The organism is Streptomyces sp. NPDC002851 (assembly GCF_053591935.1).
Genome location: NZ_JBSFUT010000004.1, coordinates 205,571 through 226,052, shown reverse-complemented (window position 1 = coordinate 226,052; position 20,482 = coordinate 205,571). Strand labels below are relative to the sequence as shown.

18 protein-coding genes and 2 pseudogenes are annotated in these 20,482 nt (G+C 70.7%); 7 read left to right on the top strand and 13 right to left on the bottom strand.

Annotated elements, in window-relative coordinates; all coding sequences use genetic code 11:
• Window positions 1–14: 14 nt before the first annotated feature.
• The 3 genes and pseudogenes from ACWD10_RS06400 to ACWD10_RS06390 all read right to left on the bottom strand — a co-directional run.
• Window positions 15–746, bottom strand: coding sequence for a carbonic anhydrase (locus tag ACWD10_RS06400; protein ID WP_451087615.1), 732 nt, complete (start codon window positions 744–746; stop codon window positions 15–17).
• Between the two features lie 74 nt (window positions 747–820).
• Window positions 821–1,985 (bottom strand): annotated as a pseudogene (locus tag ACWD10_RS06395) (purine-cytosine permease family protein).
• Window positions 1,986–1,991: 6 nt separating this feature from the next.
• Window positions 1,992–2,600: pseudogene (locus ACWD10_RS06390) on the bottom strand (ABC transporter substrate-binding protein); the annotation flags it as partial.
• Between ACWD10_RS06390 and ACWD10_RS06385 the strand changes: the two are divergent.
• The gene (locus ACWD10_RS06385) at window positions 2,593–4,089 is read left to right on the top strand and encodes an aromatic amino acid ammonia-lyase (RefSeq protein WP_451087809.1); all 1,497 of its coding nucleotides are present in this window, start codon (window positions 2,593–2,595) and stop codon (window positions 4,087–4,089) included. The pseudogene ACWD10_RS06390 and the gene ACWD10_RS06385 sit on opposite strands and share 8 nt — an antisense overlap.
• A gap of 38 nt (window positions 4,090–4,127) precedes the next feature.
• On the opposite strand, the gene ACWD10_RS06380 is transcribed toward ACWD10_RS06385, so the two are convergent.
• The 5 genes from ACWD10_RS06380 to ACWD10_RS06360 form a co-directional block, all read right to left on the bottom strand.
• Window positions 4,128–4,637, bottom strand: coding sequence for a hypothetical protein (locus tag ACWD10_RS06380; RefSeq protein ID WP_451087613.1), 510 nt, complete (start codon window positions 4,635–4,637; stop codon window positions 4,128–4,130).
• A 90-nt stretch (window positions 4,638–4,727) separates the two neighbouring features.
• Window positions 4,728–5,201 carry a hypothetical protein gene (locus tag ACWD10_RS06375; RefSeq protein WP_451087611.1) on the bottom strand — a complete coding sequence of 158 codons (474 nt, stop codon included), beginning with the start codon at window positions 5,199–5,201 and terminating at the stop codon, window positions 4,728–4,730.
• A gap of 260 nt (window positions 5,202–5,461) precedes the next feature.
• A complete protein-coding gene (locus ACWD10_RS06370; RefSeq protein ID WP_451087609.1) occupies window positions 5,462–6,286 on the bottom strand; it encodes a hypothetical protein in 825 nt (274 codons plus the stop codon).
• Window positions 6,287–6,469: 183 nt separating this feature from the next.
• Complete coding sequence (locus ACWD10_RS06365) at window positions 6,470–7,636, bottom strand: glycoside hydrolase family 88 protein (RefSeq protein ID WP_451087607.1); 1,167 nt, start codon at window positions 7,634–7,636, stop codon at window positions 6,470–6,472.
• Between the two features lie 191 nt (window positions 7,637–7,827).
• Window positions 7,828–8,862, bottom strand: coding sequence for a PucR family transcriptional regulator (locus tag ACWD10_RS06360; protein ID WP_451087605.1), 1,035 nt, complete (start codon window positions 8,860–8,862; stop codon window positions 7,828–7,830).
• A gap of 246 nt (window positions 8,863–9,108) precedes the next feature.
• On the opposite strand from ACWD10_RS06360, the gene ACWD10_RS06355 reads away from it, so the two are divergent.
• Window positions 9,109–9,627 (top strand): hypothetical protein, encoded by a 519-nt coding sequence (locus ACWD10_RS06355; RefSeq protein WP_451087807.1) that lies wholly within the window; start codon window positions 9,109–9,111, stop codon window positions 9,625–9,627.
• Here ACWD10_RS06355 and ACWD10_RS06350 read toward each other — a convergent pair.
• A complete protein-coding gene (locus ACWD10_RS06350; RefSeq protein WP_451087603.1) occupies window positions 9,615–10,088 on the bottom strand; it encodes a PaaI family thioesterase in 474 nt (157 codons plus the stop codon). The genes ACWD10_RS06355 and ACWD10_RS06350 overlap by 13 nt on opposite strands.
• A 63-nt stretch (window positions 10,089–10,151) precedes the next feature.
• Window positions 10,152–10,655, bottom strand: coding sequence for a DUF2000 family protein (locus ACWD10_RS06345; protein WP_451087601.1), 504 nt, complete (start codon window positions 10,653–10,655; stop codon window positions 10,152–10,154).
• A gap of 218 nt (window positions 10,656–10,873) precedes the next feature.
• Here ACWD10_RS06345 and ACWD10_RS06340 point away from each other — a divergent pair, with 218 nt between their 5' ends.
• Entirely contained in the window at window positions 10,874–11,005 is a 132-nt protein-coding gene (locus ACWD10_RS06340; RefSeq protein WP_451087599.1) for a hypothetical protein, read from the top strand.
• 87 nt (window positions 11,006–11,092) lie between these two features.
• On the opposite strand, the gene ACWD10_RS06335 is transcribed toward ACWD10_RS06340, so the two are convergent.
• A complete protein-coding gene (locus ACWD10_RS06335) occupies window positions 11,093–11,938 on the bottom strand; it encodes an SDR family oxidoreductase (RefSeq protein WP_451087597.1) in 846 nt (281 codons plus the stop codon).
• Between the two features lie 119 nt (window positions 11,939–12,057).
• Window positions 12,058–14,280 carry a catalase/peroxidase HPI gene (gene katG, locus ACWD10_RS06330; RefSeq protein WP_451087595.1) on the bottom strand — a complete coding sequence of 741 codons (2,223 nt, stop codon included), beginning with the start codon at window positions 14,278–14,280 and terminating at the stop codon, window positions 12,058–12,060.
• A 368-nt stretch (window positions 14,281–14,648) separates the two neighbouring features.
• On the opposite strand from katG, the gene ACWD10_RS06325 reads away from it, so the two are divergent.
• Window positions 14,649–15,059: a Fur family transcriptional regulator gene (locus ACWD10_RS06325; protein ID WP_451087593.1), complete on the top strand. Its 411-nt coding sequence runs from the start codon at window positions 14,649–14,651 to the stop codon at window positions 15,057–15,059.
• A 60-nt stretch (window positions 15,060–15,119) separates the two neighbouring features.
• Window positions 15,120–16,676 carry a hypothetical protein gene (locus ACWD10_RS06320; protein WP_451087591.1) on the top strand — a complete coding sequence of 519 codons (1,557 nt, stop codon included), beginning with the start codon at window positions 15,120–15,122 and terminating at the stop codon, window positions 16,674–16,676.
• Between the two features lie 8 nt (window positions 16,677–16,684).
• Here ACWD10_RS06320 and ACWD10_RS06315 read toward each other — a convergent pair whose 3' ends face one another.
• Entirely contained in the window at window positions 16,685–17,098 is a 414-nt protein-coding gene (locus tag ACWD10_RS06315; protein WP_451087589.1) for a VOC family protein, read from the bottom strand.
• 231 nt (window positions 17,099–17,329) lie between these two features.
• On the opposite strand from ACWD10_RS06315, the gene ACWD10_RS06310 reads away from it, so the two are divergent.
• Together ACWD10_RS06310 and ACWD10_RS06305 are read left to right on the top strand one after the other, a co-directional pair.
• Window positions 17,330–18,127 carry a 3-hydroxybutyrate dehydrogenase gene (locus ACWD10_RS06310; protein ID WP_451087587.1) on the top strand — a complete coding sequence of 266 codons (798 nt, stop codon included), beginning with the start codon at window positions 17,330–17,332 and terminating at the stop codon, window positions 18,125–18,127.
• A gap of 336 nt (window positions 18,128–18,463) precedes the next feature.
• Window positions 18,464–20,398, top strand: a complete 1,935-nt coding sequence (locus ACWD10_RS06305; RefSeq protein WP_451087585.1) for an ATP-binding cassette domain-containing protein — start codon at window positions 18,464–18,466, stop codon at window positions 20,396–20,398.
• Window positions 20,399–20,482: the final 84 nt, after the last annotated feature.

Genomic DNA, 20,482 nt, shown 5'->3' with positions numbered 1-20,482 from the left:
TCTCCGAACGCGGGTCAGGGCAGCAGTCCGACCCGTCCCGAGTCCAGGTCGAAGCGGGCCGCGAGCACCGTCGTGCCGGAGAGCTCGTGGTCCCGTCGCAGGGCGTCGCGGACGCGGAGCGAGTTGGTGCGTACCGCGCGGTCCGCCCAGTCGCCGGGGCCTTCCCGGGTGGCTTCGGCCGCGAGTGATATGGAGTCGATGAGGCGGGCGAGGTGGCCGGGGGCGGGTTCCCCGGTGCGTACGTGGTCGAGGGTGGCCGCGACCGCGCCGCACCCCTCGTGGCCGAGGACGAGGACCAGGGGGATGTGCAGCTCCGCTATGCCGTACTGGATCGAGCCGAGGACCGCCTCGTCCAGGACATGACCCGCCGTACGCATGCAGAACAGGTCGCCGAGGCCCTGGTCGAAGATCAGCTCGGGCGGTACGCGGGAGTCGACGCAGCCGAGGACGGTCGCGAACGGATGCTGGCCGCCCACGAGGGAGTGCCGCCGGGCGAGGTCCTCGTGCGGGTGGCGGGAGTGGACGGCGGCGTACCGCCGGTTGCCCTCGATGAGCCGGGCGAGGGCCTGGCGGGCCGTCAGAGGGACCGTCAGGTGGCGGGGGTCGGGGCCGCCGTCCCCGGCCGCCGCGGAGGCGGTGACCGGGGTGGCGGCCGAGGCGGACCTGGTGGTGGCCGAGGCGGCGGTGGTAGTGGCGAGCGCGGCGGTGGCTGCGGCCGCGAGGAAGGTTCTTCGGTTGGTGGACATGCTCCGGACGCTAGTCAGGGGATGTCATGTTCAGTGCATGTTTAACAGGCCTTGGCCGACTGCGGAGTGAATCATCAGGAAGGGGTTGCCGGTTCGTGGGCCGCCGCCCCGGATTCCCGGGCCGGTCCGGGTTCCGCCGCGGCGATTCCGGCCGCCCTGCGTGCCCCGCTGCGCCGCGCCACCAGCCAGTACAGGAGCGCCGGGACGGCCAGGCCCACGATCCACGAGATGTCCGCGCCGCCCAGTGGGGCCACCAGAGCGCCCGTGTAGAAGTGCGTGACCAGGAACGGGAGTTGGGCCAGGAGGCCGATGACGTACACCGACAGGGCGTCCCAGCGCCAGGTGCCATACCTTCCGTGCGGGTCGACCAGGGCCGGGATGTCGTACCGCTCGCGCGAGATCAGGTAGTAGTCGACCAGGTTGATCGCCGACCACGGCGTGAAGAAGGTCAGCAGGAAGAGCAGGAAGTCCTTGAAGGCGGCGAGGAAGCTGTCCTTGCCGAGCAGCGCGACCGCCGTGCCCGCGATCATGATCAGGGCGATGTAGACGGCGCGGCCGCGCGGGGAGCGTCGTACGCGGCAGATAGCGCGAGTAGTCCGCCACGTACGGCCCGAACGCCAGCTGCCACGAGGCCGAAAGGGACATCGCGAGCAGGAACATCGGCAGGTCGAAGTGGGCGTCCGAGAGCAGCGTCCACAGATCCGTACGCCCCAGGAGACGGATGCCCAGATAGACGAAGGCGAGCGCGCAGACGACGCTCGCCACCCGGCCCACGGTGTGGATCAAGCGGTAGCCGACCGCGGCCATGATCCCGGAGGCCGCCGCGAAGATGAGGATGCCGGGGGTCTCGCCGAGGCGGGTGAGCTCGCCGACCGCCTGCCCGGCGAGCACACTGCCGGACGCGAAGAACCCGACGTACATCAGGATCACCAGAAGCAGCGGCACGACCGCCCCGTACACCCCGAACTGGGCGCGGGACTGGATCATTTGGGGCAGCCCGAGCTTCGGGCCCTGCGCCGAGTGCAGCGCCATCACCGCGCCGCCGAGCACATTGCCGAGGACCAGGCCGACGATCGACCAGACCGCATCACCGCCGAAGACGACCGCGAGCGCGCCCGTGACGACCGCGGTGATCTGTAGGTTGGCGCCGAGCCAGAGCGTGAACTGGGAGAAGGCGGTGCCGTGCCGCTCCTCGTCCGGTACGACGTCGATGGAGCGCTGCTCCACGAGTCCGGCCATGGGTTCTCAGTCCCCCTTCTTCTTGTTCTTCTCGGTCTGCTTCGTCAGCCCGTGCGCGGACGCCCATGCCTGCGCGACGTCCTCCGGGTCCTTCTTGTCCTTGTCGACCTGCCGGTTGAGCTCGGTGAGCTGCTCGGTCGTCAGCGCGTTGCCCAGGCGGGCGAGGGCCTTGCGTACGGTGGCGTCGGCCTTGCGGTCGGCGATCAGGGGGACGATGTGCTGGCCGGGGATGAGGTTCTTGGGGTCGGTGAGGACGACCCAGCCCTCGGCCTGGATGTCGGTGTCGGTGGTGAAGAGGTTGGCGACGTCCACGTCCCCCTTCTTCAGGGCGCCCTTCACCAACGGCCCGGAGGAGTCGAGGGACTTGAACTCCTTGAATTCGACGCCGTACACGTCCTTGAGTCCGACCGCGCCGACGGCCCGCTTCTTCACCTCGGGGGCCGCGCCGATGACCAGCTTGCCATTGTGCTCGGCCAGATCAGCGAGGGATTTCAGGCCGTACTTCTCGGCGGTCTCGCGGGTGACGGCGAAGGCGTCGGAGTCCTCGGCCCGTCCGTAGGGCAGGACTTGGAGGCCCGGCGGCAGGGCGACGGCGAGGGCGTTCTGCATCTCGCCCCGGCCGGATCGCCCGCGTCCCCGGCCCCCTCCCCCCCTCGTCCTCGACGGCCGGAGCCTGACCGTCACCGATGTCGTACGCCTCGCCGACGGCGCCGCCCGCCCCCTCCCCGGCACCGACGCCATGAAGCGCGTCGAGGAGTCCTGGAACACCGCCCGCGAACTCGCCGTCTCGGGCCGGGTCTACGGCCGCTCCACCGGAGTCGGCGCCAACCGCAACGAGTCGGTGCCCACCGAGGAGGCCACCGAGCACGGACTCAGACTGCTCCGCTCACACGCCGGAGCCGTCGGGGCGCCACTGCCCCCGCGCGAGGTCCGGGCCATGCTCGCGGTCCGCGCCAATCAGCTGCTCGCAGGCGGCGCGGGCCTGCGCCCCGGCGTCGTCACGGCGCTCTGCGAAGCCCTTGAGCCCGGGGCCCACCCGGTCGTGCACGAGTACGGCTCGGTCGGCACCGGTGACATCGCCGCACTCTCCGAGGCCGGACTCGCCCTGGCAGGCGAACGCCCCTGGCAGGGCACAGGAGCACCCGAGGCCCCCGCACCACTCGCCCTGGACAACAACGACGCCCTGGCTCTGATCAGCAGCAACGCCCTGACCCTGGGCCAGTCCGCGCTCGCCCTCGACGAACTGCGACGCCTCGTCGCGGCCACGCAGGTGGTCGCCGCCCTCTCGCTCCTCGCGGTCGACGGCTCCTACGAGGCCTTCGCCGAGCCCGTCCACGCGGCGCGCCCGCACCCCGGCTCGTACGCGGTCGCCGCCCGCAGCCGCTATCTCCTCGGCGCCCCGGAACGCCCCACTCCCCCGCTCGGCCGGATCCAGGACCCGTACGGCTTCCGCTGCCTGCCACAGATCCACGGCCCCGCACACGACGCGGCCGACGCGCTCGACCGCACGCTGTCCGTGGAGCTCAACGCCGCCGCCGAGAACCCACTGATCTGCGCCGACGAGGGCGCCGCATACCACCACGGCGGCTTCTACATGGCCCAACTGGCCCTGGCCCTGGACCACTTCAGACTGGCCCTGGTCCACACGGCACGGCTCTCCACGTCCCGCCTGTCCGCCCTCAACGAACCGGCCTACACCCGCCTCAAGCCCTTCCTCACCGCGGGCGAGGCCGCCTCGTCGGGCGTCATGATCCTCGAGTACGCCGCCGGAGCCGCCCTGGGCGAACTCCGCTCGTTCTCCGCCCCGGCCTCGCTCGGCCACGCCGTCCTCTCCCGCGGCGTGGAGGAACAGGCCAGCTTCGCCTCCCTCGCCGCCCGCCAAACCCTCCGCACGGCCGAGCCCTACCGTCTGGTCGTGGGCTGCGAACTGGTCGCCGCGGTAAGGGCGTTGCGCCTGCGCGACCTGCATCCCGACACGGACCTACCGGTCGGCCGAGCCTTCGAGCTCGCCGCTGCCGCCCTCGACCCCGACCCGGTGGACCGGCCGCTCACGGACGATGTGGAGGCGGCGGCAGCGCTGCTCGACGCGTTCGCGGAGCTCTAACACTCAGGTAGACCGCGTCAGAAGTCAGGTATACCGCGTCATTCGTCGACGTTGAGCTTCAGATGGACGTGGTTGCCATCCAGGGTGATGTAGCCGTCACCGTAGGCGGAGCGGTAGTCGCCGGTGCCGCCGACGATAGCGGTCTTGGCCGTCACGGGCGGCACGGGCCCGTAGGTGATCATGTCGCTGAGCCTCAGCGACCCCTTCTTCAAGCGCAGAACGCGAGTGCACTGCGCGGTCACCCGGTCATGGTCGATGTGGACCACGCTGCAGGCCGACGCACCGTCACCTGCGTGCCGCAGCTGATTCTTGTCCGCCTCCGTCTTCCCCACTGCGTACAGGTCCAGACGGTTCGTCCAGCCGTCACCGACCCGGATCTCTCTCCGGACGGACGCATGCGATGTGGTGGGCCGGCTGACGCCGGTCAACTCGACCCTCTCGATGTCGTTGTCACTGTCCTTCCCCTCGGCCTGCGCCGACGTCGGCAGAAGGGCGAACGTGGTGGTGAGGGCGGTGACGGCAACACCGCGGACAGCCGATTTGATCACGGCACCTCCAGGCCGAACCAGGCGCCCCAGGCGTTCCGGAGCACGGGCGAGTTATTCCGAACTTCGTTCCTGCCGGGCACGGCAGCCCGATCAGTCGTCGACGTGCAGGTCGAAGAGAACGCGGTCGCCGTTCAGGGTGATGTAGCCCTCTCCCTCGGCATCGTTGTAGACGCCCGTGCCGCCCGCGATGGCGGTCTTCGCGGTGACGGGCTCGTTGCCCTGACGGGTGATCACGTCGTGGAGTGTGATCTCTCCGTTCTTGAGCCGCAGCACCCGCGTGCACTGGGTGGTCAGCCTGTCCCGGTCGGCTTCGACGACGTCGCACCGTGAGCCGGCGTCTCCGACGAACTTGCCCTTGGGGTTGAAGAGGTGCAGGTAGCTGACCCGGCTGGCGTCCGGACGGGTGGAGGGCGACCTCGGGTCATGCACGGTGGTGCCGACAAGCCTGACCCGCACGGTGTCTTTGTCCCCGGCGTCCGCCGCGGCCTGCAGGGTGAGCGAAAGGGTAACTGCGGTGGTCAGAGCGCCAACGGTCAAGGCGCGGGGAACAGTGGCAGCGGGCATGCATCCTCCCGGGTTGCTGTGGGTGCTCGGTCCTCCGGAGCACTGGCCAGTCATTCCAGGTCCGATAATCCTTCCGCGCAAAGCGCCGTGCGCGGCAGGACCGCAAGGTCCACTCCAACAGAGGGACGGGCGGTCCCCGCCGCGCAGCGGACGCCGTCGCCCGCTTCCAGGACGCCTGGCATCAGCTCAACCTCGGACGTACGCGCCGCACTGGTCACCGGAGCCGGGCCGGGTCGGCCCGGGCCGCTACCGACAGGGCATCAGGAAGTGGACCTGCCCCGCCGAATACGCCACCTCAGCACCACGAACAGTCCAGCTCCGGCCACTGCCGCCACAGCCATGAGGACCTTGTCGTTGCCGAGTCCGGACGAGGGCGAGTCAGCGGCGGTCTTGGGGGCGGCGTCGGCGCCGGTGGTCGCCTTGCTCCCGGGGTTGCCGATCACCGGCTTGCCGTCGCTGCTGCCGCCGCCTTCGTGAGCCGTGGCGGGCTCCTGCTCGGGCGGGGTCGGCGCCGTGGACGGTCGGGCGACGCCGCCGCAGCCGCTGAAACCGGAGTGCGGGTCGGGGCGTACGCAGACGACGGGGTGCGACTGGACCGGTTCGCCATTGGCGGCGCGCTCGCCCGACTCCGCGTGCACGAACGTCGTGCGCACCGTCGCGCGCCCCTTCGCCTTGAAGGGCTCTCCCCAGATCAGCCAGTCCTGCTGGGCGCGGGCGGTGGGTTCCGTGGCCAGGAGCCGGGCGTCGCTGGGGAGCATCTGGACGATCTCGGCCCCCGGGTATTCCTGGCCGGTCCGGTTGCGCACCTCCGCCTCGTACGTGACCTCCTTGGCGCGGTCGCCGGTGGCGGACACCCGGCGCACGGTGACGGCGAAGATGTCCGACGTCGGTCCGACCTCGCCGCGCTGCGCGTCGTGCCCGGCCGCCCCATGGTCCGCGCCGTGCCCACCGCCACCGTGTCCACCGCCGTCGTGGAGGGAGTCGGCAACGGCACTCGCGGCCCCGCCTGGGGCGGCCGTGGCCAGTGCGGCCGCCAACAGGCCGGCCGCCAGGAAGTGTCGAGCCCGGCCGGGGTTGCTGCCCATCGGATCTCCGATCTCGTGTATGTCGTGGACTGCCGACCACCTCCGCCGGACGCTGGAGCGGCAGCCGCAGCGGCACGCGTGATCGAACTGGATGCGTCAGTACAACTACCGGCGCACCCCTACGCCCCTGCGGCACCACGCTCGGAATCGGGCCCCTGCCACCCGGTTGCCCCCGCCCCGGGGTCAGCGCGCGAGAGCGGCGAGTTCGGTCCCGGCGAGCAGGAAGGCGCCCACGCCGAAGTCCGCGGTGCTGTCGTACGTGACGGGCTGGCTGGACTCGGGACGGTCGCCGACATTCTGGACGTAGCCGAGGAAGCCGTCGGGGTGCACGGCCGTGCCGACCAGGCCGTCCCACGCCCGGGCGGCCACCGGCAGGTACCGTTCGCGGTCGACGAGCCGGGCCGTGACGGCGTACGCCGTGCCGTACAGGAAGAAGGACGTACCGCTCGTCTCGGGTCCGGGCAGGTGCGCGGGGTCGGCGAGGTTGACGTTCCAGAAGCCGTCCGGGCGCTGCACCCCGGCGAGCGCCTTGACCATGCGGGTCAGGGTGCGGCGGTACTCGGCGGTGTGGGGCTCGCCCGCGGGCAGGGCCTTGAGGGTCTTGACGTGGCCGCCGGTCACCCAGCCGTTCCCGCGTGACCAGAGCACGGGCTTCCCGCTGGGCGAGAGGATGCCGCCGGGCAGGAACCGCTTGTCCCGGTACCAGAGGCCGGTGGCCCCGGCCGCTCCGTCGTGGAGACCCGGGCCGCCTTCGGTGCGCTTGGTGTGGTCGTAGAGGCGGTACATCTTCTCCCAGTAGCGGGGGTCGCCGCGGAGCGCGCCGAGGCGGGCGAACGGTGGCATGGCCATGTGCAGGGCGTCGTCCCACCACCAGTCGTCGTGCTTGTCCGGCCGGTCCGTGAAGGTCATGCGGTGCAGGCAGGTCTCGATCGCGGCGAGTTTCTGCTGGTCGGGCTCGATCTCGTACAGGTCGAGGTAGGCCTGTCCGGCGCACTGGTTGTCGGCGTGGCGGGTGGTGACGCCGTCCTTGAGGCCGTACGCGTGCCGCTCGGCCCAGTCGCGGGCGTAGTCCAAGTAGGCCGTGGTTCCGGTCAGTCGGTGCAGGGCGAGGAGGCCGCTGAAGAACGTGGCGTTGGCCCACCCGTTGTCCCCCGGGTCCGGGTGCGCGGCGAGCCAGTGCCGGGCGACGCGGTGCAGGACGTTCAGGATCTCGTCCCGGGAGGGCAGTTCCGGCACGGTCCGGGAAGCGGCGGGGGCGGCGGTGGCCTCCGTAGTGCCAGGGAGCAGGGGCCGTAAGACCGTGGCGGCCGCGACGGCGGCGCTGCCCGAGAGCAGATGACGTCTATGCATGTGAACGTCTCCTTCGGTTGTGGACGCCCGCCATCCTGAAGCAGCCCAACTCCCCTGTCCATGGCGGAACACGACATCGCACTCCACGACCCGCTCCCGTCGCACCCGAGCCCAGACGGAGCCCACCCGTGACCAGCACCTCCGGCCCCGGGACGGTGCGGCCCGCGCCCTGGCGGACCCGCCCGGGTACCTCAGTCTTTGAGCAACCGGCGTGCGGCGAGGGCGAGTCGGGCCCGTAGGAGTCCTGAGGGCTCGGTGAGTTCGATGCCCAGGGTCTTGCCGATCTGGTCGACTCGGCGGGCGACGCTGCTGTGGTGCAGGTGGAGAAGGTCGGCGGCGCGGCGCAGGGAGCCGGTGGCGCAGTAGGACTCCAGGGTCTCCAGGTCTTCGGGGTTGGCCGCGATGCCGTCGAGGGCGGCCACGTCGGCGTTGTCCCGCATGGCGTCCTGCGGTATCTCCGCGAGCAGGGCGAGGGCGCCCAACTCGTCGTAGCGGATGACGGGTTCGCGGGGGCCGGTGAAGCGGAGGGCGGTGCGGGCCTCGCGCCAGGACCGGTCGGGGCTCTCCGCGGCGCCGATGCCCGCGCGTACGCCCTCGGGGAGGCGGGACGCGTCCAGGGTGGTGGCCAGGATGACGCCGACGTCGGCGAGCGGTGCCGCCTTCACCGGGCGGTTCGGGCAGATGAGGGCGCCGATCCGGTCGAGCGGGACCGGGGAGCGTACGGCGATGACGCGCAGCGGCACGTCGGGGGCGAAGCCGAGCAGGCGCAGCGCCCGCGCCCTGGCCGCCTCGTCGCTGTCGGCGCTGACCACCATCTCGACGAGGGCGGGGTCGGCCATGGTGGTACGGGCCGGGCCGTACCGCTCGGCGACGGCCGCGGCGGCGATGGCGAGCCGGTCGAGCAGCACGTCGTCGAGCGGATTCGGCGGTCCCGGGCGCTCCAGCCACACCGTGCCGATCTCCTCCTCGTCGAGGGTGATCGGCATCGTGGTGGACGCGGTTCCCGGCGGGCTCGACGCTGCCTTGCCGTCGGGCGCGAGCCGGATCGCCCGGGCCGTGTCGTGGAGCCGGATCCCGGCCACGCACTCGGCCAGGACCGCCGAGGCCCGGGCGAGCGCCGGGAGGTCGACCCGTCGGCGCATCAGCGTGTCGTAGAACATGACGACACGGATCGCCCCGTCGGCGTACGCATCCAGTCCCGACAGCCGTACGGCCAGTGCCTCCATGGCAGGAGGATAGGACCCGGGGTGCGGCGGAGCGGCGCCGATCGGTGCGCAATCGGCGTGGGATGCCCGACAGTTGGCGGCTGATCGCGGCGGTGGCGGCCGGAACGATGGCCGACATGACCCTTACCGACCTTGCCCGCGTGCGGGGAACAGCCGCCACCGGGCGCCGAGCCTCCACCGGCTGCCGAGGCGTCATCGGCCGCCGAAGCCTCATCGGCTGCCGAACCCGCGCCGGGCGGCCGCGGCCTGTCAGGGCTGCTTCGCCCCTGGCTCGGGAGTTTCGCGGCCGAGGTGATCCTTCAGGTCATCGGCGCTGTCGCGGGTATGGCGCCGCTGTTGGCCGTCGTCGAATTGGGGCGGGCGCTGTTGTCGCCCGGCCCGGTCGATCACGGTCATGTCTGGTTCGTCGTGATCGCGGGTGCGGTCGGCTTGTTCGTACGGATGCTGTTCACGGCGGCGTCGTCCGCGATCGGGCATGTCCTCGACGGGCACGTGCAATTGACGTTCCGTCGGCACCTGGCCGAGCGGCTCGGACGCGTACCGCTCGGGTGGTTCTCGCGGCGTCGGACCGGAGAGCTGGCGAAGGTGGTGGGTGAGACGGGGCGGACGGTGGCCCTTGTGGCGCACCGGATGCGCACCGTCCAACGTGCCGACCGCGTCGCCTTCCTGGACGGCGGCCGGATCGTGGAGGAGGGCAGCCACGACGAACTGCTGCGCCGCGGCGGCCGTTACGCCGAGTTCTGGCAGATCGCTCAGGTCGCTTGATCCCGCTGATCGCGCGTCGCCGCGATGGTGCCCTGCGCCACGGCGCACAGCGTCTCCGTGCCGTCCGCGTCCAGGGTCGTCAGGTCGCAGCGGCACACCACTCGGGTGCGGCCTGCCCGTACGACCGTCGCACGGGCACGGAGCACGGAGCCGTCGGCCGGGCGGAGGTAGTCGATGGTGAACCCGGCGGTCATCACGCGGCCGCCGGCCACCGTGCCCGCGGCGAAGGTCAGCGCGTTGTCGGCCGCGTAGCTGAGGACGCCGCCGTGCAGAAAGCCGTTCTGCTGGCGCAGTTCGTCGCGGATGTCCAGTTCGAGGACCGCCTCGCCCTCACTGAAGGCGACCATGCGGGCGCCGAGCAGATTGCTGAAGGGCTGGGCCGCGAGCACCTTCTGCGCGAGTGCCAGGTCGAGGGTCTCGGGGGTCTCGGGGGTCTCGGGGGTCTCGGGGGTCTCCTGCATGCGCCGCCTCGTTTCGCCGTCCTGCCGGTGGTCGGGGTTGCGGGCCCAAGGTACTCAACGTACTCAAGGGTGCAGACGGGCGCCCTTCAGTACCTTGTCCACGGCATTCCGCGGCCCGTACACCGCGAGCCCGACCAGGTCCAACTGGCCCTTGCCCACGGCCCGTACCGCCGCACGATTGTCGCGATCGTTGCCCGTGGCGAACAGATCGGAGGTGAACACCGAAAGCGGCAGCGAGCGGGAGAGGGCCCGGGTGTGCGCGGCGGTCAGGTTCTCCTTCGTGCCCTCGAAGATCAGCACGGGCTGGCGGAACATCGGCAGATACGCGGTGCCGTCGGCGTCCGCGTACGGCTCACCGATCACCTCGGGCACCGCCGAACCCAGGCCGCTGACCAGGAACGCGGTCACGTTCAGGCGCTGCCAGGACCGCAGATCCTCGCGCAGCAACACGGCGATCTTGGTGTCGAAGCGTACGAGGGCGGGGGCGGGGGTGTTGGCGGAGGCGGGTTCTTGGACTTGGTTGTGGGCGCGGGCGTGGGCGTGTGCGTGGTCGTTCCCTGTGCTCATGCTTCGAGGCTGCCGGTCGGCCTCCCCCACCGTCTTGTACGTTCCTTGCACGGTGATCCCGCACGCGGGAGGCTCAACGACCGGCCGGAAGTGCGGGAACTCCTCACCGTAGAGCGGCCCTCGGCCCTGTCGACCGCGGACGTGGACGCGCTCGCGGGCACGCGACCGACACCCGACTCGGTGGTGATCGTCAACGTCCCCGGGCACGGCTGCGCGAGGTGCCCGGGGCCACGCTGTGCGGTGAACCGCAGACGATCACCGCGGACGGCCATCCCGCGGCCGGAACGCGCTGGGTCTACGGCCTCACGCCCTGGGGCATGCAGATGGAGCTGTACGCCGCCGCCCCGTGAGCCGAGCTGACCTCGCAGTTGCTCCGGAAGCAGCGGCGTCGTCAGCCTCCGCTAGCCGCCCGCAGCAGCGGGCGCACGCACACGACTTCAGCGGCGGAAGCCACCCTCGGAGTCGAGGACATTGCCGGTGAGCCACGCCGCCTCGTCCGTGGCGAGCCAGGCGATCAGGCGGGCCGGGTCGTCGGGCATGCCCCAGCGCCCCGCGGGGAACCGTGCGGCGATGGCGTCGTAGGCGGTGCCCGACAGGTAACCGGTGTCCACCGGGCCGGGGTTGACGGTGTTCACGGTGACCTGGAGGTCCGCGAGACCCGTGGCCAGGGTGCGGGTGGCGGAGGCGAGCGCGCCCTTCTGGAGCGCGTACGCGACCTCGTGCGGCATGCCGCCCGCGATGTCCTGTCCGGAGGTCATCATCACGACCCGCCCGCCGGGGCGCGGCTCGGGCAGCGCGGCCCGCAACCGGGCGTACGCCTGGATCAGCAGGATCACCGCGCGGGTGTCGACGGCCCAGTGGGCATCGAGCATCGCCGCGTCGACGGCGTCGAGGGAGCCGTCGCGGCCGCTGCGGGCGTGGTTGGCGACCAGGATGTCCAAGCGGCCGCCGAGCGCCGCGGCCGCGTCGGCGACGAGCCGCGCGGGCTGCTCGGGATCCGCGAGGTCACCGCCGCCGTCGTGGACCCGCGCGTCCGGGTCGGCAAGGGCGTCCCGGACTCCGGCGACCACGTCCTCGATCCGGTCGGCGCCCCAGGGCAGTTCGGCGTCGTGCGGTAGGTGGTGGTGCAGATAGACGCTCGCGCCGTACGCGGCGAGCCGACGCGCGACGGCGTACCCGATGCCCCCGCGTCGGCTGGCGCCGGTGACCAGGGCGGTGCGGCCGCGCAACGGCAGCGGATCGCGGCGGAGTTCGTCAGGGGTGGGAGGAGGAAGAAGCGGCACGCTGAACCACTGTTCCACAGCGCTCCGGGCCCGAGCACCTCAATAAAACGGGACGTCCGGGTCGGCCGGTGAGGGCCGACCCGGACGTCACATGCGACCGGAGTCCAATCCGGGCTTGATCAGACGAGGTCGAACCGGTCCAGGTTCATGACCTTGTCCCACGCGGCGACGAAGTCCTGCACGAACTTCGCCTTCGCGTCGTCGCTCGCGTACACCTCGGCGAGCGCGCGCAGCTCGGAGTTCGAGCCGAAGACGAGGTCGGCACGGGTGCCGGTCCACTTGACCTCGCCGGTGGCCGCGTCACGGCCCTCGAACTCGTCCTGCGCCTCGGACGTCGACTTCCACGTCGTACCCAGGTCGAGCAGGTTGACGAAGAAGTCGTTGCTCAGCGTCCCCGGGTTGTTGGTGAGGACGCCGTGCTTCGACTGGCCCTGGTTCGCGCCGAGGACCCGCAGACCGCCGACGAGGACGGTCGTCTCGGGGGCGCTCAGGGACAGCAGGTTGGCACGGTCGAGCAGCAGGTACTCGGCCGGGAGGCGGTTGCCCTTGCCGACGTAGTTACGGAACCCGTCGGCGGACGGCTCGAGCGCGGCGAACGACTCCACGTCCGTCTGCTCCTGCGAGGCGTCCACACGGCCCGGCGTGAAGGGCACCTCGATGTCGACGCCTGCGTCCTTGGCGGCCTGCTCCACGGCAGCGGCACCCGCGAGCACGATGAGGTCGGCAAGGGAGACCTGCTTGCCGCCGCTCTGGGCGGAGTTGAAGGACTCCTGGATGCCCTCGAGGGTGCGCAGGACGTGCGCCAGCTGGTCCGGGTCGTTGACCTGCCAGCCGCGCTGCGGCTCGAGGCGGATGCGCGCGCCGTTGGCGCCGCCGCGCTTGTCGCTGCCGCGGAAGGAGGCGGCCGAGGCCCAGGCGGCGGAGACGAGCTGGGACACCGTCAGGTCCGTGGCGAGGACCTGGCTCTTCAGGTCGGCGATGTCCGCGGCGTCGATGAGCTCGTACGTACGCTGGGGCAGCGGGTCCTGCCACAGGAGCTCCTCGGAGGGAACCTCCGGGCCGAGGTAGCGCACGATCGGGCCCATGTCGCGGTGCGTGAGCTTGTACCAGGCGCGGGCGAACGCGTCCGCGAATTCCTCCGGGTTCTCATAGAAGCGCCGGGCGATCGGCTCGTAGACCGGGTCGTAGCGCAGCGACAGGTCGGTGGTGAGCATCGTCGGGCGGTGCTTCTTCGACGAGTCGAACGCGTCGGGGACGATCTCCTCGGCGTTCTTCGCCACCCACTGGTGAGCGCCGGCCGGGCTCTTGGTGAGCTCGTACTCGTACTCGAAGAGGTTCTTGAAGAAGCCGTTGCTCCACTGGGTGGGCGTCGTGGTCCAGGTGACCTCGAGGCCACTGGTGATGGCGTCCTTGCCCACGCCCGTGCCGTACGTGCTCTGCCAGCCGAGGCCCATCTGCTCCAGCGAGGCGGCCTCGGGGTCGGCTCCGACGTTGTCGGCCGGGCCCGCGCCGTGGGTCTTGCCGAAGGTGTGGCCACCGGCGATGAGGGCGACGGTCTCCTCGTCGTTCATCGCCATCCGGCGGAAGGTCTCGCGGATGTCGCGAGCCGCGGCGATGGGGTCCGGGTTGCCGTTGGGGCCCTCCGGGTTGACGTAGATGAGGCCCATCTGGACCGCGCCGAGCGGGTTCTCCAGCTCACGGTCGCCGGTGTAGCGCTTGTCGTCGAGCCAGCCGGTCTCGGGACCCCAGTAGACGTCCTCCTCGGCCTCCCATACGTCCTCGCGGCCGCCGCCGAAGCCGAAGGTCTTGAAGCCCATCGTCTCAAGGGCGACATTGCCGGTGAGGATCATGAGGTCGGCCCAGGAGATCGACTGGCCGTACTTCTTCTTGACCGGCCACAGCAGGCGGCGGGCCTTGTCCAGGCTCGCGTTGTCCGGCCAGCTGTTCAGCGGAGCGAAGCGCTGCTGACCGGCCCCGGCGCCGCCGCGGCCGTCGCTGATGCGGTAGGTGCCCGCGCTGTGCCAGGCCATACGGATCATGAGCGGGCCGTAGTTGCCGAAGTCGGCGGGCCACCAGTCCTGCGAGCTGGTCAGGACCTCGGCGATGTCCCGCTTCACGGCCTGGAGGTCAAGGGCCTGGAACGCCTCGGCATAGTCGAACTCCTCACCGAGCGGGTTCGCCACGGCGGGGTTCTTGGCAAGGATCTTCAGGTTGAGGCGGTCCGGCCACCACTGGCGGTTTCCGCCGCCCTGGGTGGGGTGCGGGGCACGGCCGTGCGCGACCGGGCAGCCACCGGTGCCCTCCGGGTCCTCCGTGACGATGGGTTCGTTGTTCTCAGACATGGGAATCCTTCCCTACTGGACGGATGACCGTGCACATACGGCGGCGGTCAGGGAGGGGGCCGCACAGCCTGTGGGATCGACGTCGGCGACGGCACTCTAGACCGGCACACGACGCGGTGAGGGGCTCATACATGGATTGCGTGGGTGCCCAGGGATGCGCGGCGAGCGGCCGTCAGCCCGAGGTCGACACCACACGGTTTCCCGGCGGTGATCCCGTCACCTCTCGATCTCAAGGACCCAGCTGCAGTCTTCCTGTCCCTTGGCTATCTACAGAACCGATCCTACGATGGACTCGATCCAAGTCAAGAAGCATGCGAACGTCCCTTGGTGAACTTCGGGCATCCGACAGAACCGGATAGGTGAACCAGATGAGTGACCTCCTTGAGCGGCTGCGCGGACGTGGCTGGCGGATGACATCCCAGCGGCGCGTCGTTGCGGAGGTCCTCGACGGTGATCATGTACATCTCACAGCCGACGAGGTGCACGCGCGGGCGACCGAGCGGCTGCCCGAGATCTCCCGGGCGACGGTCTACAACACCCTGGGCGAGCTGGTCTCGATCGGCGAGATCGCGGAGGTCTCCACGGTCGGCCGCGCCAAGCGGTACGACGCCAATGCGCACCGCCCGCACCAGCACCTGGTGTGCTCCCGCTGCGGCGCCATCCGCGACGTCCACCCGACGGGCGACGCACTGGCCGCCCTTCCGGCGGAGGAGCGCTTCGGCTTCACGGTGTCCGAGGTCGACATCACCTACCGCGGAATGTGCCCCTCCTGCAGTTAGACCGTGCCCGGCCCCGTCCAAGGACCGGGCACTGTCAGTGGCGGCCCCTACAGTCGCCGTATGAGCCCTGAGACACCGGCAGCACACCCGGCGAACTCCCCGCAGCAGCTGCTCGAGCAGTGGACCGGTGACCTCCCGTATCAACTGCTGCTCCTGGAACATGTGCTGGTCGGCGAGGAATTCGCCTACGACTACGCCCCGACGTCGCTGAACGCGCTGGAGACCCGCCTCTTGCAGCGCTACGCGGCCGACCAGGACCCGTACCGGCGAACGGAGTTCACGCAGAGCGCGGCGGCCTATCTCGGCGAAGTCCTCCTCGGGATAGCCGGCGGCTCCTGGGCCTGGAACACCCGGCCGTTCGGTGACCTGCCGGGCCAGCCGGTCGTCCGGCCGGACCAGGAGCTTGAACTCTCGCCCATCGCACCGATGTTGCTGATCGCGTACGCGCTGCGCGTGCGCACCGGAACGGCCTTCGCCGATGAGGCCGAGCGGCTGCGGCAGGCGGTGGCGGGGCGGCAGCAGGCCGACGACGGGTGGGAGCCGGTCAGGGCGCACCTGCCGTACGTTCCCCCCGCGCCGCCGCTGCCGGAGCATCCGGCGCTCGCGGCCTGGCTGGACGAGCGGGAGCGGGCGCTCTCCGCGTGGGCCGAGGACGCGTTCGACGGGGCGTGGCGGTGGAACTTCCACCCCGACACGCTGGACTGGCTGGATGCCGTCGTGCGGCGGCGGTTCGCCACGGTCGAGGAGTTCGACGCCGCGCGGGAGGAGCCGTTCGTCCAGGGCGCCTGCTGGTATCTGGGCGAGGTGATCCGGAGGAACAAGGGGGCGGTGTGGCAGTACGTCCCGTTCGATCCGGACACCGAGCCCGGCACGGTCGGCTCCCGGGAGTGCGCGTGGACCGAGGTGCCGTTCGTGGATCAGCCGGACAAGCGGGTCGGCGGCACGGCGCTACCGCTGGAGTGCCTGCGCGAGCTGCTGCCCACCGCGGACGCGGCAGTGGCCGGTGCGCCTCAGGAGCCGGAGGCGCGGCTGCGGGACGTGCTGTTCTGGTTCAGGGCGTCCTCGTATGCGCACGTGGGGGCGGTCCTGGAGCGGATGGGCATGGTGCCGCCGGAGCGGGTGGCCGAGGTGATCGCGCACTTCGCCGACCTCGCCCACGAGCCGCTGCCCCCGCATGAAGTACCCAGCGCACTCGAAGAGTTCGGGGTGGCGGTCTCGGCGCACGGGGACGACGTCGACTTCCTGGAGGAAAGCTACGAGCACTTCCTGGAGAGAGCGTCGGCGCTCACCGACGGCGCGGTCACCATCACCGATGTCCGGCTACGCATGAACGATGAGAAAGGAGACGACGAGGACGAGGAGTTCCTTGAGTTCGCCCGTAACGGCGTCGTGGTGACCCAGCCGACCGAGCACATGTCGGACGAGTACCTGGACCATTTGGCGATATCGGAGATGATCGGCCACGTGGACCCCGACCCCGGCGACGACCCGCGCCGCTTCTATCTGGCCAGTTTCGTGCGCCTACGGGATGCCAATTTCGACAGTTACTTCGTCTTCGCGACGCCCGAGCAGGCGGATGTTCTGGAGAAGGAGCTGGGCCTGGAGCTGCGCGGCTGAGCGAGCCGTCAGGACTGCGGTTCGCTGATGTTGACCATCCACGAGACGCCGAACTTGTCGGTGCACATGCCGAATACGTCGCCCCACATCTGCTTCTCCAGGGGGACGGACACGGTGGCGCCGTCGGACAGCTTCTCCCAGTAGCCGCGCAGTTCGTCGGCGTCGTCGCCGCTGAGGCTCACCGCGAAGTTGTTCCCGGGCTTGTGCTCCATCCCGGGCGGGGTGTCGGCGCCCATCAGGACGAAGCCACGGGGTGTCTCCAGCATGCCATGCATGATCTTGTCGTCGTGTTCGGCACCGGCCCCGCCGAACTGTTCGTACGTGTTCAGGTTCAGCTCGCCGCCGAGGACGGACTGGTAGAACTCCAGCGCCTGTCGGGCGTTGCCGGAGAAACTGATGTAAGGGTTGAGCCGAGAAGCCACAGCATGATCCTTTCTGGGGGATTCGTCCGATACGGAGCCTACGACTGGAAGGCCGCGCCCGCGCGCCGCCCGGCCCGGGCCCCGGCCGAGGTGGCCCGCGGTAGTGCCATCCGCCCCGCGCCGCACGCGAGAAAGCCCACCACGTATGGCGGCGGGCGCCATAACTCCACGCCCGTGTACGGGGATTCGCACCATGGGCACCAGGTGGGGACCGGCCTACGGTTTTCGTTCATGACAACCGGATCTCCCGCATCCACCCCGCTGCCGTGGCTCGGCACCACTGACGGTGACCTGCGCGGGCGCGTCGCCCTCGTGACCGGCGGGGGCAGCGGCATCGGCCGGGCCTGCGCCCTCGCCCTGGCCGCGGCCGGAGCGACGGTCGAGGTGGTGGACGTCGACGCCCAGGCCGCCAAGGCCACGGCCGACGCCACCGGCGGCACGGCCCACGTCTGCGACCTCGCGGACGCCGCGGCCGTCGACACGCTGCCCATAGGCGCCGACATCCTGGTCAACAGCGCCGGGCTGCAACACGTCGCCCCGCTCCACGCCTTCCCGCCGCAGACCTTCGCCCGCATCCAGCAGGTGATGGTCACCGCCCCGTTTCTGCTGCTCCGGCGCATGCTCCCGGCCATGTACGAACGCGGCTGGGGCCGGGTGATCAACATCTCCAGCGTGCACGGACTACGCGCCAGCGCCTTCAAATCCGCGTACGTGGCCGCCAAGCACGCCCTGGAAGGCCTCAGCAAGGTCGCCGCCATCGAGGGCGCACCGCACGGCGTGACCAGCAACTGCGTCAGCCCCGGCTACGTACGCACCCCGCTGGTCGAGGGCCAGATCCGCGACCAGGCCGCCGCGCACGGCATCAGCCCCGACGCCGTCGTGTCCGAGGTGCTGCTCACCCGCTCCCCCATCAAGCGGCTGCTCGAACCGGAGGAGGTCGCCGCGGCCGCCGTATGGCTCTGCGGCCCGCACAGCGGCTCCATCACCGGAGCGTCGCTCTCCCTGGACGGCGGTTGGGGCGCGAACTGACGCGCTCCCGGTCCGGCGCGGTGCGGTGCGTTGCGGTGCCGTGCCGTGCCGTGCGCGCAATCGCCGGATCGGGTGAGGCGAACCGATCGAGTAAATCGAACGCGAGATCACAGCCCGGAAGGTCGGTACCGCAAGCACTCCGCTTCGCGTTCGCACTGACATCCGAAAATTCCTCCTCGCTTCACCGTTACGGAGCAGCGATCGACTCGGTTAACCGAGCATCTGTCCGTACGAGGTCGCTGGAGGAGTCGCCTTGTCAACCTGCCCCAACATCACCGGTGTTCACCTTGTGTTCGAACGCGCCGACGCGGAGGTCATCCGTTGACGACCGCGGACATGCACAGGCACAGGCACACGAACACAGACACAGACACGGATACGGGTACGGGTACGGACAAGAACTCCAGTACGCCCCGGCGCCCCGCACCGCCGGAGCCCGCCCAGATCCGTTTTTCCGGGCAGTACGCCAGGAACCCGCTCGGGGAGGTCTCCTTCGCCGCGATGTGCAAGCGGCTTCCGGGGGTGATGCGGCAGACCGCCGCGATGGCCTGGGCCGTCGACCGCCGGGCGGTCGTGCTGCTGCTCGGCTGCCAGGTGCTCACCGGGCTCAGCGCCGCCGTGCTGCTCGCCTTCACCGCACGCGCCATGCAGCACCTCACCGCGGCCGGGCCGATCGCGGAGCGCCTGCACGCGGCCACACCCGCACTCATCGCCATCTGTTCCGCCGCGGCCGCCGGACGTGCCGCCGGCGCGTTCTCCTCGTACGCGGACGGGCGGATCACCCCACGGCTCACCACGGAAGCCGACACCGCGCTGGTCGCCGCGGTGTGCAACGTCGAGACCGCCGCGTACGGCGAGGACGGCTTCGCCGACCGGCAGGAATCAGCCGAGATGGGCGTCGTACGGACCCATCTGATGGTGCAGGACGCCACCCGCCTGACCACCGCGGCGGTACGCATGATCACCGCGAGCGGCGTGCTGTCCATCCTGCACCCGGCGATGCTCCCGCTGCTGCTCCTGGCCGTGGTGCCCGCGGGCATCGGGGCCGTCCTCTCGGCCCGGGTGACGTACGAGACGCATTACGCGAACGTGGCCGATCGCAACGTCCGGCACATGATGCGCTGGTGGAGCACCACGTCGAAGTACGCGGACGAGGTCCGCGCCAACGGCATGACCGGCTATCTCCTGTACTGGTACCGCACCATTTCCCGGCGCATCGACCGGCGCACCCTGTCCGCCGCCCCGCGCGTGCTCCGCATCCAGCTCGCCACCTCCGCCCTCGGCGGCACCTTCCTGCTGCTCACCTGGGCCGCCCTGGCGTGGCTCGCCCGGACAGGGCGCGTCGACCTGGCCGTCGCGGCGACCGCGATCGTCGCCGTGCAGACCACTCTGGCCGCCCTGAACCAGGTCGTCATCCACGCCGCCGCCATGTTCCACACCAGCCTCTATCTCGCGGACATGACCGCCTTCCTGGCTCTCGCGGACCAACGCGCGCCCAGGCGCGGCGAGTTGGCCATCGCGGCTCCGGTACGGGAGATCCGCCTGGACGAGGTCACCTACCGCTACCCGGGCAAGACCGACCCGGCCGTCGACCGCCTCTCCCTGACCCTCCGGCGCGGCGAGATCGTCGCGATCATCGGCGAGAACGGCTCCGGCAAGTCGACCCTCATGCGCCTGATCTGCGGCCTGCTCCTGAGTGACAAGGGTCGCGTCCTGTGGAACGGCGAGGACATCGCCACCGTCGACCCGCACAGCGTCTGGGAGCACACCGGTCTCGTCCCCCAGGTATTCGCCCAATGGCCGCTGCGCGCCCGCGAGAACATCACTCTCGGGCAGCCCAGGACCGAGGACGACGCCCCGGTCTGGACGGCCGTCGACGCCGTCGGCATGCGGGACGCCCTCGAGAAGCTGCCAGTCGGTCTGGACACCCTGCTCGCCCGCGAGTTGTGGGGCGGCACCGAACTGTCCGGCGGACAGTGGCAGCGCCTGGCCTGCTCACGGGCCCTGTACCGAAGGCCCGACCTGCTCATCCTCGACGAGCCGACGTCCCAGATGGACGCGCGCGGCGAACACGCCATCCTGGAGTCGATCAAGGCCATCGCCGCCGACCGCATCACACTGGTCGTCACCCACCAGTTGGAGAACGCCCGCCTGGCCGACCGGATCGTCGTCATGAACCACGGCCGCATCACCGAACACGGAACGTACGACGACCTCGTCCACGCGGGCGGACTGTTCGCCGAACTCCTGGCCCTGTCCAAAGACAGATGACCCCAGGTGGAACTCCTCAACTGCCCGCGTCGGACGACCAGTTGACTGGGGGGTGAGTCTTCCGCCGACCCGGTCACCAGGCAT

Bases quoted from the DNA above. Each gene is read 5' to 3' on its own strand.
- ACWD10_RS06360 (WP_451087605.1), bottom strand. From the start codon at position 8,862: ATGGAGGCACTGGCCGTACGGCTGTCGGGACTGGATGCGTACGCCGAC.
- ACWD10_RS06305 (WP_451087585.1), top strand. From the start codon at position 18,464: ATGCACAGGCACAGGCACACGAACACAGACACAGACACGGATACGGGT.
- ACWD10_RS06320 (WP_451087591.1), top strand. From the start codon at position 15,120: ATGAGCCCTGAGACACCGGCAGCACACCCGGCGAACTCCCCGCAGCAG.
- ACWD10_RS06345 (WP_451087601.1), bottom strand. From the start codon at position 10,655: ATGAGCACAGGGAACGACCACGCACACGCCCACGCCCGCGCCCACAAC.
- katG (WP_451087595.1), bottom strand. From the start codon at position 14,280: ATGTCTGAGAACAACGAACCCATCGTCACGGAGGACCCGGAGGGCACC.
- ACWD10_RS06370 (WP_451087609.1), bottom strand. From the start codon at position 6,286: ATGGGCAGCAACCCCGGCCGGGCTCGACACTTCCTGGCGGCCGGCCTG.
- ACWD10_RS06350 (WP_451087603.1), bottom strand. From the start codon at position 10,088: ATGCAGGAGACCCCCGAGACCCCCGAGACCCCCGAGACCCCCGAGACC.
- ACWD10_RS06375 (WP_451087611.1), bottom strand. From the start codon at position 5,201: ATGCCCGCTGCCACTGTTCCCCGCGCCTTGACCGTTGGCGCTCTGACC.
- ACWD10_RS06310 (WP_451087587.1), top strand. From the start codon at position 17,330: ATGACAACCGGATCTCCCGCATCCACCCCGCTGCCGTGGCTCGGCACC.
- ACWD10_RS06325 (WP_451087593.1), top strand. From the start codon at position 14,649: ATGAGTGACCTCCTTGAGCGGCTGCGCGGACGTGGCTGGCGGATGACA.
- ACWD10_RS06365 (WP_451087607.1), bottom strand. From the start codon at position 7,636: ATGCATAGACGTCATCTGCTCTCGGGCAGCGCCGCCGTCGCGGCCGCC.
- ACWD10_RS06400 (WP_451087615.1), bottom strand. From the start codon at position 746: ATGTCCACCAACCGAAGAACCTTCCTCGCGGCCGCAGCCACCGCCGCG.